Source organism: Nesterenkonia alkaliphila, from assembly GCF_009758175.1.
GTDB lineage: Bacteria > Actinomycetota > Actinomycetes > Actinomycetales > Micrococcaceae > Nesterenkonia > Nesterenkonia alkaliphila.
This window is the reverse complement of the sequence record NZ_WRPM01000081.1, coordinates 1-12,269: the sequence shown is the minus strand read 5'-3', so window position 1 is coordinate 12,269 and position 12,269 is coordinate 1. Positions and strand designations below refer to the sequence as shown.

The 12,269-nt window shown below is 66.5% G+C and carries 10 protein-coding genes and 1 pseudogene; 5 read left to right on the top strand and 6 right to left on the bottom strand.

All coding sequences use genetic code 11. The annotated features are described in order from the left end of the window. Positions 1-59: 59 nt before the first annotated feature. Positions 60-1,238 (bottom strand): annotated as a pseudogene (locus GNZ21_RS11585) (proton-conducting transporter transmembrane domain-containing protein); the annotation flags it as partial. A 141-nt stretch (positions 1,239-1,379) separates the two neighbouring features. On the opposite strand from GNZ21_RS11585, the gene GNZ21_RS11580 reads away from it, so the two are divergent. Further along, positions 1,380-2,789: an MFS transporter gene (locus GNZ21_RS11580; protein ID WP_157324511.1), complete on the top strand. Its 1,410-nt coding sequence runs from the start codon at positions 1,380-1,382 to the stop codon at positions 2,787-2,789. A 23-nt stretch (positions 2,790-2,812) separates the two neighbouring features. Here GNZ21_RS11580 and GNZ21_RS11575 read toward each other — a convergent pair whose 3' ends face one another. The 5 genes from GNZ21_RS11575 to GNZ21_RS11555 all read right to left on the bottom strand — a co-directional run bounded on the left by GNZ21_RS11575 (position 2,813) and on the right by GNZ21_RS11555 (position 7,291). Then, on the bottom strand, positions 2,813-3,325 hold the full coding sequence (locus GNZ21_RS11575) for a cob(I)yrinic acid a,c-diamide adenosyltransferase (RefSeq protein ID WP_157324510.1): 513 nt from the start codon (positions 3,323-3,325) through the stop codon (positions 2,813-2,815). Positions 3,326-3,359: 34 nt separating this feature from the next. Next, positions 3,360-4,220, bottom strand: a complete 861-nt coding sequence (gene phnE / locus GNZ21_RS11570) for a phosphonate ABC transporter, permease protein PhnE (protein ID WP_157324509.1) — start codon at positions 4,218-4,220, stop codon at positions 3,360-3,362. Further along, entirely contained in the window at positions 4,217-5,077 is an 861-nt protein-coding gene (phnC, locus tag GNZ21_RS11565) for a phosphonate ABC transporter ATP-binding protein (RefSeq protein ID WP_157324508.1), read from the bottom strand. Before phnC ends, phnE begins: the two co-directional genes overlap by 4 nt. Continuing rightward, the gene (locus GNZ21_RS11560; RefSeq protein WP_157324506.1) at positions 5,077-6,045 is read right to left on the bottom strand and encodes a PhnD/SsuA/transferrin family substrate-binding protein; all 969 of its coding nucleotides are present in this window, start codon (positions 6,043-6,045) and stop codon (positions 5,077-5,079) included. Before GNZ21_RS11560 ends, phnC begins: the two co-directional genes overlap by 1 nt. A gap of 286 nt (positions 6,046-6,331) precedes the next feature. Beyond that, positions 6,332-7,291, bottom strand: a complete 960-nt coding sequence (locus GNZ21_RS11555; RefSeq protein ID WP_157324504.1) for an AEC family transporter — start codon at positions 7,289-7,291, stop codon at positions 6,332-6,334. Between the two features lie 110 nt (positions 7,292-7,401). Between GNZ21_RS11555 and dcd the strand changes: the two genes are divergently transcribed. The 4 genes from dcd to GNZ21_RS11535 form a co-directional block, all read left to right on the top strand. Continuing rightward, positions 7,402-7,983, top strand: coding sequence for a dCTP deaminase (gene dcd / locus GNZ21_RS11550; RefSeq protein ID WP_188503624.1), 582 nt, complete (start codon positions 7,402-7,404; stop codon positions 7,981-7,983). After that, entirely contained in the window at positions 7,980-9,116 is a 1,137-nt protein-coding gene (locus tag GNZ21_RS11545) for a hypothetical protein (protein ID WP_157324502.1), read from the top strand. The genes dcd and GNZ21_RS11545 overlap by 4 nt, the downstream gene beginning before the upstream one ends. A 77-nt stretch (positions 9,117-9,193) precedes the next feature. Beyond that, entirely contained in the window at positions 9,194-11,746 is a 2,553-nt protein-coding gene (locus GNZ21_RS11540) for an HAD-IC family P-type ATPase (RefSeq protein WP_188503625.1), read from the top strand. Positions 11,747-11,756: 10 nt separating this feature from the next. Further along, on the top strand, positions 11,757-12,269 hold a 513-nt coding region (locus tag GNZ21_RS11535), incomplete at its 3' end, for an MFS transporter (RefSeq protein WP_198346015.1).

Below are 12,269 nucleotides of genomic sequence, written 5' to 3'. Positions count from 1 at the left end.
CCGTGAGCCGCCACATCCCTTAGGAGTCAGACCAACCGGTCCACACCATCAATAGTGAAGAGCGGGGGAAGTCCGGCCATGGAAGCCACAGCCACCAGGGAGATGACGAACAGCGGCTTCTGGGTCCGGCCCAGCCCGGAGAGGGTGCGCAGGTCGCGGGTGCCGGTCTTGTGGTCGATGATCCCGACCACCATGAAGAGAGCGGCTTTGAAGAGCCCGTGGGCCAGCAGCATCGCGATTCCAGCCAGGGCCGCGTCCTGAGTGCCCAGCCCGTTGACCATGATGAGGAAGCCCAGCTGGGAGACGGTGCCGTAGGCCAGGACCAGCTTGATATCGGTCTGGCGCAGCGCCCGGTAGGCGCCCACCAGCATAGTGAGCAGTCCCAGGGTCAGCACGATCGGCAGCCAGAATGCGGTGTCGTGGAAGCCCGGGGCGAACCGAGCCACCAGGTAGACCCCTGCCTTGACCATGGCGGCCGCGTGCAGATAGGCCGAGACCGGGGTGGGGGCGGCCATTGCGGCCGGCAGCCAGAAGTGGAAGGGCACCAAGGCGGATTTTGAGACCGCGCCGATGAGAATGAGCACCATGGCAATATCCACTGCGGTGCCGCTGAGCTCGGTCGCTTGTGCCAGGATCTCGGAGAGCCGGTAGGAGCCGGCCAGCTCACCGACCCACAGCAGGCCCACCAGCATGGCCAGCCCGCCCAGGGTGGTGACCACCAAGGCCTGGATGGCCGAACGGCGGGCGAAGATCCGGTGCGCGGAGTAGCCGATGAGCAGGAAGGAGAGCACTGTGGTGAGCTCCCAGAAGATGAAGAGCATCACCAGGTCATCGGAGAGCACCAGACCGAGCATGGCCGCGGCAAAGGCGAAGAGCTGGGCTGCGAAGGGTCCGGCGGCGCGTTCCACGGCCGGGAAATAGCGGGCACAGTAGAGCATCACGGCCGCCCCCACGCCGGTGATCAGCAGGGAGAGGGCCAGGGCCAGGGCGTCCATCCGAAATGCCAGCTCGACCCCGAGCTGAGGGATCCATTCGAAGACCACTGCCGGCGGGGCGTTGGGCTCCCCGATTCCGGCGGACTGGTCGGCGCTGACCACCTGCGGAATGTGCGCCAGGACCCAGCCGAAGGCCACGGTGAGCACTGCCGCCAACAGGTAGAAGGACCGGCGCCCCCACCAGGAATAGAACACCGGAGCCAGCATGCTCACCGCGAACAGCGCAGTGAGCATGATGAGCATGTAGGGGCCCTCTCCGTTCCTGGTGGCAACGACTGACTCTGAAGATATACACCCGGTGCGCGGCATATACAGAGGCGAAAAGCTTATGCCGCGTTTCTGGGAGTTCCCTTCATGTTAACAGCTACGGGTTATCATGCGCCCATGAGCCGCACCACAGATCCGGGCGAGCATGCGCTGCGCGCCGCGGACGCGCCGTCTTCTCCGGACCAGCCGCTGAACAAATGGATCATTTCGGCGTGGAGCCTGTGGTCCTGGGGCAACGCCACCGTCTCAGCTGTGATGGTTACCTTTGTCTTTGCCCCCTATGTGGTCAATGTGGTCGGTGAGAACAGCAACGGCACCCAGTGGCTGACCATCGCGAACCTGATTGCAGGCATCATCATCGCCGCGACTGCCCCGGTGGTGGGCCAGCGGGCCGACCGCTCAGGAAAGCGCAAGCTTTGGCTGACCGTGCTGACCCTGATTGTCACCGGTCTGGTGGCGGCCTGCTTCTTGGTCCGCCCGGAGGACAGCTGGCTGCTGGTCGGGGTGACACTGCTAGCCACCATGAATCTGGTCGACACCCTGGCCAATGTGCATCTGAACGCGATGATCACCGATATCTCGGATTCCAAGCGGATGGGCCGGGTCTCCGGGATCGGCTGGGGCGCCGGCTACCTGGGCGGCATCTTTATCCTCGCAATCGCCTATTTCGGAATGGTCTCCGGGGAGGGCGGGATGTTGGGACTGCCCACCGAGAACTCCTTCAACATCCGGATGGTGGCAGTGGCCGCCGCCGCCTGGTTCCTCATCTTTGCGCTGCCGCTGCTGCTGACTCCGGTGAAGACCGCGGACCAGGACCAGATCGGGGAGCGGATCTCCATCTGGGAGTCGTATAAGCGGCTGTGGCGGACTGTGGTGGGACTCTGGCGCAACGACCGGAACACCTTCTGGTTCTTCGTCTCCTCGGCGGTCTACCGCGACGGGCTCTCCGGGGTCTTCGCCTACGGGGCCATCCTGGGCACCTCGGTCTACGGGATCTCCCCCGGGGACATTCTGCTCTTCGGCATCGCCGGGAACGTGATCGCCGCAGCAGGGGCGATCCTCGGCGGGTGGATCGATGACTGGGTGGGTCCCCGGAACGTGATCCGGTTCTCGGTGGGCGCCCTGGTGGTCTCCGGCGTCGTGCTGTTCTTCATGGACGTGGAGCGGGAGATCTTCGGCATCACGCTGACCCCCACCACCTCGTTCTGGGTCTTCGGCCTGGCCCTGTGCCTGTTCGTGGGGCCCGCCCAGGCGGCCTCCCGCGGGTTCCTGGGCAGGATCGCACCGCCGGACCGGGCCTCCGAGCTCTTCGGCCTCTACCAGACGGCCGGGCGCAGCGTGGACTTCATGACCTCCGGGCTGATCGCGGTGTTGCTGTGGATTGCCCTGGGCGACCCTGATGTGGAGAACGCCGATAAGGCGATCATCGTGGCCGTGGTACTCATCCTGGCTCTGGGCCTGGCCCTCTTCAGCAAGGTCAAGGCTCCGCAGGGGTATGCCAAGCTCCCGGACCACCACCTCACCTAAATGCCGAGGGCCCTGCCTAGGTTTTAGGGTGCCAGGGGCTTGCCGATCCGCTCGTTGTGCTTGAGCAGGTCGAACCGGGTGATGATGTCGGCGACCTCCTCCAGCTCGGGCATGGAGTTCTTGCCGGTGATGATCACACTGGACTCGGGATGCCGGCTGCGGATGCTTCCGGCGATCTCAGCGGCCTGAAGCAGGTCATGGTCCACCGCCCGGGTGAGCTCGTCGAGGATGAGCAGGCCCGGGCGGGCAAGCCCCTGCTGAGCCTCACCCCAGGCGGCAGCAGCGAAGCCTTTGGGGTCTTCGTGCCAGGTCAGCGCGTTGGTCAGCACCGGCCAGCTGATGCCTTCTCCGGTCAGCAGTGAGGCCTCCGGGCGGTTCCACGCCCCGCCTTTGAGGAACTGCACAATGGTGACCTGGTGGCCGCGGCCGGCGGCCCGGGCGGCATAGCCGAAGGCGGCTGTGCTCTTGCCCCAGCCGGGGCCGGTGAGCAGCATGACGAAGCTGCTGCCGGAGTGCGGCTCGGAGAAGGGGGACACACAGGCAATCTTACTGACCTGCGCGCCCTCCCCACTACATCGCCCGGGTGAGCTGATCGGCCCCCAGCATCCGTTTCCGCACCGTGGAGCTGAGCTGCTCGGCGGCCAGGACCACCACCAGGATGAGGATGATGATCATCAGCGCCGTATCGTACTGGCGCAGGTTGAAGGCCGGGGTCAGCTCCATGCCGATGCCGCCGGCTCCCACCATGCCCAGGATGGTGGCACCACGGATGGACTTCTCCAGGCAGTAGAGGCTGGTGGCGGTGAAGGAGGCGAAGGCCGCGGGCAGCACAGCGCCCACCACCACAGCGGCCCCGGAGGCGCCGGTGGAGCGCACCGCGTCCATCGGGCCGCGTTCGATCTCCTCGATCCGCTCGGCGAAGAACCGCCCGGCGAAGCCCAGCACGTCCACGGCGATGGCCAGGATGCCCGCCAGGGGCCCCAGCCCCACCGCCATGACGAAGATCAGCGCCCACACCAGGTCCGGCACTGAGCGCAGGGTGGTGAGCACCAGGCGCATGAACCAGGCCAGCGGCAGCCACGGGGTGGTGTTCCGGGCGGCTATCAGGGCTGCCGGCAGGCTGAGCACCACGCCGATGATCGTGCCGATCAGCGCGATCTCCAACGTCTCCAGCATCAGCAGGGCCAGGTTCTCGAAACGACCCACATTCGGCGGCACCGAGTTCATGAAGAAGTCCCACACATTGGAGGGACCCTGCATGGCTCTGCTCCAGCTGATGTCCATCCGGAGCAGACCCTGCACGGAGAGTCCGAGCATCACCGCCAGCACCAGCACAGAGCTCCAGCGGGGAGCCCGGAACCTGGGCGGCAGCTCGTGCTGGCCGGCCGCGCCGGAGACCGGCCGGACGGCGTTCGAGACCGGGGCGCTCATCGGGCGGCTCCGCTCAGGTTCGTCAGGCTCGGCTCGGGGTGTTCGTGCTGGTCTGCATGCTGAGCGTGGGGAGCCTCGTCCTCCTCGGTGTAGAGGCCTTCGAGCTGCTCATCCTCCACCTGGTGCATATAGGTGTCCATATCCACTCTTCCCTCGCGCAGGGCCACCATCCGGTGGCCGTAGATCCGGGCCAGCTCCAGCTGGTGCAGGGTGCAGATCAGGGTCAGGCCCTCCTCCTCGGTGACCTGCCAGAGCAGGTCCATCACCTGGCGGCCGGCCCTGGGGTCCAGGGCGGCGACCGGCTCATCGGCCAGGATCATCTTGGGGCGCTGCATCAGGGTGCGCGCGATGGCCACCCGCTGCTGCTGGCCGCCGGAGAGCTGCTCGGCCCGCCGGCTGGCCACATGGGCCAGCCCCACCCGCTCCAGGGCCTCCATGGCCTCGTCGCGCTGCTCGGAGCGTGCGGTCATGGCGAACCAGTTCCGCGGGGAGCCGGCCCGGCCCAGGGAGCCGTGGATCACGTTGGTGAGCACAGAGAGCTCCCGGACCAGGTTGATCTTCTGGAAGACCACGCCGACGTCGCAGCGCAGCCGGGTGATCTCCCGCTTCGAGGCGGTGGTCACCTCGGTCCCCAGCACCCGCACCGTTCCCGAGGTCGGGGCCACCAGCCTGGTCAGGCACTTCTGCAGGGTGGACTTCCCTGAGCCGTTGGCGCCCAGCAGCACCACGGTCTCCCCGGACTGGACCCGCAGGTCCACTCCCTGGAGGGCGCGGGTGCCGTTTGAGAACTCCTTGACCAGGCCGGCGACCTCGATCACCGGGCCTGAGTAGCCGTGCTCTGCCGGGGAGAGGGTCATCACTCGTCCTCGTCGGGCAGGTCGGCGTAGTTGTCGAAGCCTGCGGCCTCGAAGGCGCGGCGGGTGTCGTCGTAGTCGGTGTCCTCGGCGTAGACGAACTCCGAGCCGATGTACTTGTCGTTCTCACCGGTGGCGACGATGGCCTCGATCATCACGTCCTGGTTCTCGAACAGGGCCTCCTGGATGTAGGCGGCGCACTCCTCGCCCAGGCCCACGCGGGCCACGAAGAGGTCGTTGGGCAGGTCCGGTCCCCCTTCGAGGATCTCCACGGCGTCCTCGCCCATCAGGTCCTGGAGGTCCTCCAGGTCCTTGATGCCGGTGCCGATGGCGTCGCCGTCGCCGGCGGCGAAGGCCTCACGCTCGGTGCCGTCCAGGGGCACCACGGTCACATCGCCGGCGTTGGGGTCGAGCCCGGCGTGCACCAGCATCTCCAGCGGGCCCAGGTGCCCGGAGGTGGAGCCGACGTCCTTGGTCAGCAGGGTCTTGCCCTGCAGGTCCTCCAGGGACTGCAGGGAGTCGTCGTCGGAGCGCTTGAAGATCGCCGCACGGTAGTCCTCGCGGGTCACGCCCACCAGCGGGATGGCGTCGGCCTCAGCCTTGAGCACCACGTACTCGGCCGGACCGGTGAGCAGGATGTCCAGGTCGTCATTCTCCAGGGCGATCGAGGCGGCGGTGCGCGAGGTCATCGGCTGGAAGTCGACCTCCAGCCCGGTGGCCTCCTCCAGGGCCACCCGGAAGTCCTCGAACTCCAGCACCAGGGTCTCCAGTCCGTCCACGCCGGTGTCGGAGAACATCAGCGGCTCGTGCTCGGCGCAGGCCTCGCCGCCTTCAACCTCGGTGACCTCGGCGCCGCTGCCGGCGGCCTCGGCACCGTTGTCCTCGCCCTCGTCCTCTCCGTTGTCGCCGCAGGCGGCGAGCGTCAGAACAGTGGCAGCAGCGGCAGAAAGTGCAAGCAGACGGCGTGGCATAGTGGTCCCTCCAACAGGTTCAGTGAGTGAGTGCGGCACCAGCGGTGAACATGCTCCCAGTGCCTCATCACTATGGTGTGTGCTGCGGGTGAACCGGTGCTGAGACCAATATGAACTGCAGGCGAACTTTTCCCGGGTTCGCAGCGGGCCCCAGGTTAAGGACAGGTGAACGGGATGAATGGGGAAGTTCTGTGCGGGATGAGATGCAAGGGACGGGAGGGAAGCGGTACGAACCGTGAGGTACCGCGACCGAGCGGAGCGCAGCAGATCGCCCGCACAGGGCTTCCTATGCCAGCAGCAGGGCGACGGCGACCATCGACGGGATGCCCAGGATGGTGGTGACCAGCACCGTGTCCCGGGCGATGGCCTCCCCGGTGCCATAGCGCACCGCTGCCACCAGCACGTTCTGGGCGGTGGGCAGGGAAGCCATCACTACCGCGGCCAGCAGCATCACCCCGTCCAGCTGGAAGACGAAGGCGGCCAGCAGGTAGGCCAGCCCCGGGTGCAGCAGCAGCTTGATTCCGGTGGCGATGAGTACATCACGACGCCGCCCACTCGCCTTATCGAGGGGGTGGGAACCGACCAGGGAGAGCCCGAAGGCCAGCAGCATCAGCGGAATGGAGGCTCCGGCCAGCAGCTCCACGAATTCATGGATCTGCTCCGGCAGCCGCCAGCCCTGCCAGGAGAACAGCAGACCCAACGCACAGCCGATGATCATAGGGTTCAACAGGGTCTGTCCCACCCGGCGGAGCACCTCGGTGCGGGCCCGGGGCCGCACTCTGACCGTACTGTCCTTTCCGATGGTCAGCTGGTCCAGCAGCGCCACATAGATGGGCGTGTAGAGCGCCAGTTGGAACATCACAATCGGGGCGGCCAGGCTGATGTCTCCCAGCACATAGGCGGCGATCGGGAACCCCAGGTTCGCAGAATTGACCAGCGAGGCACTCATCCCGCCGATCACCAGATCGGCCCCGGAGCGGCCCGGCAGCAGGAACCTGCCCACCAGCAGGAACACGCCCAGCATCACGAATGCACTCATCGCGGCGATGGCGAACTGGGGGCCCACCACCTCCCGGATCGGTGAGCCTGAGATGGTCAGGAACAGCAGACAGGGCGAGGCTACGAAGAACGCGACCCGGGAGAGCACCACCCGCGCCTCGGGCCCCAGTACTCGGAGCCGGCCGAGCACGAATCCCACTGCGATGATCAGCCAGACCACCGTGAAGCCGGACAGCACCGCTGCCATGCACCCTCCTCACCGGGGACCGCTTAAGATCGTTGCCGCGCACAACGATACTCCTGCCCACGCCTGGCCTGAGCACACCGGTCAGGCGGCATATGCGGTAATTTAGGTCCGTGCTGCTTTCCGATAATGACATCCGCGCTGAGCTTGAGGCCGGGCGCATCCAGCTGGACCCGCTGGATGAGCAGATGATTCAGCCCTCCAGTGTGGATGTCCGCCTGGAGCGGATGTTCCGGCTCTTCGACAACCACAAATACGCACATATCGACCCGGCCGCTGAGCAGCCTGATCTCACCCGTCTGGTGGAGGTGGACCCCCAGGAGCCCTTTGTGCTGCACCCCGGGGAGTTCGTGCTGGGCGCCACCTATGAGACCGTGACTCTGCCCGATGATGTGGCCGCCCGGCTAGAGGGCAAATCCTCGCTGGGCAGGCTGGGCCTGCTGACCCATTCCACCGCCGGGTTCATCGACCCGGGGTTCACCGGCCAGGTCACCCTGGAGCTGTCGAATATGGCAACCCTGCCGATCAAGCTCTGGCCCGGTTCCAAAATTGGCCAGCTGTGCTTCTTCCGGCTCTCCTCCCCCGCCTCAAAGGGCTACGGCAGCAAGGCCCACCAGTCCCGCTACCAGGGGCAGCGCGGCCCCACCGCCAGCCGCTCCCACGAGAACTTCCACCGGACGGTCATCAGCTCATGAACCAGCCCCGGCACTCCCACCCCGGACAGTCCCACCCAGGACACTCGCAGCAGGCTCCGCATCCGGGCTCCCCCACCTATGCGCCGGTTCCCAATCTCTCAGCTCCCGGTGAACCGGCGCAGCCGGAGTCGGCGCGCTCAGGGAGCTTGCTGCTACCGGTGCTGGCCTGGGGGCTGGGCCTGGTGCTGGCCGCGGTGGCTGCAGTGGTGGCGGTCTGGCAGGTCAATGAGCGGCTCTACTCCCCTGAGGTCACCGCAGAGCGCTACTGGGAAGCGGTGTCCTCCGCCAGCAGCGCCGAGGCGCTGGGTGAATTCAGCGCAGTGCCAGGCTTCGCGCGGGACAGTGAGGTAGACAACCTCCTGCTGACTTCGGCTCCGCTGGCCTACTCTGCGGAACAGATCAGCTCTGCCCAGCTCAGTGAAGGGGACGACGCCGCCCAACTGAGCTTCACTGCCCTGGGTGAGCAGTTCACCACCGAAATTCCGCTGACCCGTACCGGCTCGACCTGGGGCTTCTTCGACACCTGGGAGGTGGCCCCGCAGGCGGTCACCTGGTTCCAAGTGGAGGTTCCCGGTGCTCCGGAGGGTGCCATCGGCCAGATCCGGGTCAATGGCGAACCGGTGAACCTTGAGGGTGAGACGGCCCGGCTCTCCGCCCTGGTGCCCACAGTGGCGGAGATCAGCATCGACTCCCAGTGGTTGGTGGGCTCAGCAGAGCATGTAGTGGTGGCCGCCGAGGACCCCAGCGCTGCGGCCCAGCAGGTGGTGATGGAGCTGGAGGCATCGGATGAGGCGGTGGACCTGCTGCACGAGGAACTCGCCGCCTACTTCGAGAGCTGTGAGCAGCAGGTGCTGATGCCCTCAGGCTGCCCGGTGGGGCACTCCACCACCAATCAGGTGGACGCTGACACCATCGAGTGGAGCTTCCCTGACCCGGAGGACTTCGAGCTGAGCTTCGACGCCGAAGGCTGGCACGTTCACTTCGAGGATCCGGTGGCCGAGATCAGCTATCAGGCGCGGCACCACCACACCGGTGAGGAGCTTGAGCAGACCGAGCAGTACCCCTTTGATCTGGACATCCAGGTCGGCGCCAGCGGTGAGGACCTAGTCGTCTCTGTCCGAGGCAGCAGCTAGCCCCTGCGGTGCCGGCCATCACGGCATAAATCCGGCTGGATCGCTCCGCTGTCAGCCTCACCGTAGAATGACCTGTTGTGGCTACAGCGAAGACCGAAGACCGCGATCCCGCGGAACTGAGGTCCGCACCCGACCCCAGAATCCTGGAGTCAAAAGGTCTGAACTCGGTCCAGGTGGCCGAACGGATGAATCTCCAGCTGGCCAATGTGCAGCCGCACACCACCTCCCGCTCCGTGCTGGAGATTCTGCGCACCCACCTGATGACCACCTTCAACCTGCTCATCGGGGTCTGCGCAGTGATCATTATTGTGCTGGGCCGCTGGCTGGACCTGCTGTTCGCCGTCGCCGCCGTGGGCAATGTGATTATCGGACTGGTCCAGGAGTACGGGGCAAAGCGGAAGCTGGACGCCATCGCCTTGCTGCACCAGGACCACATCCGGGTGCTGCGCGATGGGCAGATCATGCAGATCCACCGCGAACAAGTGGTGCTTGATGATGTGCTGGAGCTGCGCCGCGGTGATCAGGTACCCGCGGACGGCGTCGTACTCTCCTCCCAAGACATGGACATTGACGAGTCCATGCTCACCGGGGAGTCTGTACCGGTCTCCAAACGGCGCGGGGACGCGATCCTCTCCGGCACCGCTGTACTCTCGGGCTCGGGCCGGTTTGTGGTCACCGCAGTGGGCGAAAAGGCTCATGCGGTCAAGATCACCACTGAGGCCAAGAAGTACCTGAAGATCAACTCCGAGATCCGGCGTGCCCTGGAGCGGATCGCGTTCTGGCTCTCCATGGTGCTGATTCCGATATCCGCAGCAGTATTCCACGGCCAAATGCGCGCCCACGGCGGTTGGACCCAGGCATGGGAGACCGGGGCCTGGCGCGAGGCGCTGGTGACCGCAGTGGCCTCGGTGACCGCTATGATCCCGCAGGGACTAGCCCTGATGAGCACAATTGCCTTCGCCGTGGCCGCGGTCAAACTGGCCAAGGAGAATGTGCTTATCCAGGAACAACCGGCCGTGGAGATCCTGGCCAGGGTGGATGTGGTCTGCCTGGACAAGACCGGCACGCTGACCGACGGGACCATCGTCTTCCACGGGTCCACCGCCCTGGATGCAGCCGGGCAGCCCACCGGCTGGGTGCGCGATCCCCGCTCAACCGCAGTGGAGGGCACCGAAGCCTGGCAGCAGGTGCTGGCCCACTTCGGCCACGGGGTGGACGCCAACCCCACTGCCGCGGCCCTGACCGTTCCGTTCACCGCGCTGCCCCGGCACCGGCCGGTCTACGAGGTCCAGTTCTCCTCGATGCGCCGCTGGTCAGCGGTGAGCTTTGATGCCGACGCCGCGGAACTAGCCGGGCACTGGGTTCTGGGGGCCCCGGAGATCATGGCCGAGGGTCAGGCCTCCCCTGAGGTGGATGTGCCCCAGATGCTGCGGCACACCGACGGCATCGCCGCTCAGGGCCTGCGTACCCTGCTGCTGGCCCACGCTCCGCTGGCCGGGCCGGTGGATGAGACCAACACGTTGCCGCTGCAGCGCGGGGAGCAGCTGCCGGCCGGGATGCGCCCGGTGGCGCTGGTGACCTTCAAGGAGAATGTGCGCCGGGACGCCGCAGCCACCCTGGACTACTTCCGGGAGCAGCAGGTCAGCCTCAAGGTGATCTCAGGGGACAATCCCAAAACCCTGGCCGCAGTGGCCCGCGAGGTGGGCATGGAGTTCGAGGGAGACGGAGTGGATGCCTCCACCCTGCCTGAGGACCCCGAGGTGCTGCGCTCGGCGGTGGCCACCCACCAGGTCTTCGGCCGGGCCACCCCAGGGCTGAAGTCCGCGCTGGTGCAGGCCCTGCAGGCCAACGGGCATGTGGTGGCGATGACCGGCGACGGCATCAATGATGCCCTGGCCGTGAAGAAGGCCGATCTGGGCATCGCCATGGGATCTGGAGCCCCGGCCACCAAGGCGGTGAGCCGGATGGTGCTGCTGGACGGTAAGTTCTCCCGCTTACCTGCGGTGCTGGACGAGGGCCGCAAAGTCATCGCCAACACTGAACGGCTGGCCAATCTGTTCCTGGCCAAGACCGCCTATGCCATACTGCTGGGCCTGTTCTTCGCTCTGGCCTTCTGGCCCTTCCCATTCCTGCCGCGCCAGTTCTCCAGCGCAGACTTCGTGATGCTGGGCCTGCCCGCCTTCGTGCTGGCAGTGATGCCCAATGTGCAGCGCTACCGGCGCGGCTTCCTGAAACGCTCCGCCCTGTTCGCCGTACCTCCCGCGCTGGCGATCGTGGTCAGCCTGGTGATGGTCTCTGCCTTCGGCCGCCGGTTCGAGGACCCGGCCGCAGAGATCCAGACCGCCAGCTTCATCTGCCTGACTCTGGTGGGCCTGTGGGTGCTCAACACCGCATTGCGTCCGCTGACGCTGATGCGGATCTCGCTGATCGTGGCGATGTACCTGCTGTTGGCCGCAGTACTGCTGATTCCGCTCTCCCAGCAGTATCATCTGTTCGCCCTGCCCAGTGCTGAACTGCTGGCAGCCACCTTTGTGGCCTCCCTGATGGGCTGCGGCCTGGTGGAACTGGGTCACCGCGGCTATGTGGCCCTGGTGGAGAAGCGGGATTCCGAGGAGCGGAACCTGGCTTAGGCTGAGCCTTATGTCTTCCGCCGCTTCCGGCCGGCTCATGCTGCTGGCCACCGTACTGCTGGTGACGGCCAACCTCCGCCCGGCCATCACTGTGGTGGGCCCGCTGATTGAGCGGGTGGGCGCAGAGACCGGGCTGAGCCCCTCTGCCCTGGGCGCACTGGGCTCGGTGCCGATCGTGGCTTTCGCGGTGGTGTCCCCGGTCGTGCACCTGCTGGGCCGGCGCTTCGGCCCGGAGCGCACGATCCTGGTCTCGCTGCTGGTGTTGGCTGTGGGCACCGCTCTGCGCTCGGTGCCGGAGAACGGCCTGCTGCCCCAGGCGGTCTCGCTCTACGTGGGCACCGCGCTCCTCTCGGCAGCGATCGGGGTGGGCAACGTGCTGGTGCCCTCAGTGGTCAAGCGAGACTTCCCGGACCGGGTGCCGATGATGACCGGGGTCTACACCGCGGCGATGGTGGGGGCGGCGGCGATCTCCTCCGGCGGCGCAGTCCTAGTGGCCGAGGCCTGGGGGTGGCGCGGCGCCTTC

Excerpts from the sequence above, each read along its gene's own strand:
- GNZ21_RS11580 (WP_157324511.1), top strand. The coding sequence starts at position 1,380 with ATGAGCCGCACCACAGATCCGGGCGAGCATGCGCTGCGCGCCGCGGAC.
- phnE (WP_157324509.1), bottom strand. The coding sequence starts at position 4,220 with ATGAGCGCCCCGGTCTCGAACGCCGTCCGGCCGGTCTCCGGCGCGGCC.
- phnC (WP_157324508.1), bottom strand. The coding sequence starts at position 5,077 with ATGACCCTCTCCCCGGCAGAGCACGGCTACTCAGGCCCGGTGATCGAG.
- GNZ21_RS11560 (WP_157324506.1), bottom strand. The coding sequence starts at position 6,045 with ATGCCACGCCGTCTGCTTGCACTTTCTGCCGCTGCTGCCACTGTTCTG.
- GNZ21_RS11555 (WP_157324504.1), bottom strand. The coding sequence starts at position 7,291 with ATGGCAGCGGTGCTGTCCGGCTTCACGGTGGTCTGGCTGATCATCGCA.
- GNZ21_RS11545 (WP_157324502.1), top strand. The coding sequence starts at position 7,980 with ATGAACCAGCCCCGGCACTCCCACCCCGGACAGTCCCACCCAGGACAC.